Annotated in this window: 1 protein-coding gene; it reads left to right on the top strand. The window is 63.7% G+C overall.

The genetic code is table 11. The annotated features are described in order from the left end of the window. Nucleotides 1–264: 264 nt before the first annotated feature. A partial coding sequence (locus JGU66_36415; protein ID MBJ6766261.1) for a MerR family DNA-binding transcriptional regulator occupies nucleotides 265–424 on the top strand: 160 nt, incomplete at its 3' end.

The raw sequence follows: 424 nt of genomic DNA, 5'->3' as shown, positions 1-424 counted from the left end.
CGTACTCGTGGGCCGCGGCACGTGCTTCGCGACGGCGAAAATAGGGCGCCAACTAGGCGCCCACTCCCTCCAACTCCATGGCGAACTGGCCCACCAGTCGCACCTCTGGGGCCTGCTGCTTCGGGTCTGCCGAGGACTGCATTGGAAGCATCGCTCCTCCCCCTTCTGTTCCTCCGACAGAAGGGATGCTCACGCTTCTTCCGAACTACAACTGTAGGACTAGAGCGCGCTCTAACTTGTTGAATGGGGACTCAAGACGACGACATGTCCGAACCCATTCGCATCGGCCAACTGGCTTCCCGCACCGGGCGCAGCGTCCACACCATCCGTTGGGATGAGGCCCAGGGCCTCATGCCCGGCGTCAGTCGCGACGCGGGCGGCCAGCGTACCCGTCCGGATCTGGGCGTCGAGGAGTTGAGTGAGT

The organism is Myxococcaceae bacterium JPH2 (assembly GCA_016458225.1).
In the GTDB taxonomy this organism is placed as follows: domain Bacteria; phylum Myxococcota; class Myxococcia; order Myxococcales; family Myxococcaceae; genus Citreicoccus.
This window is presented reverse-complemented; position numbering and strand designations above follow the sequence as displayed.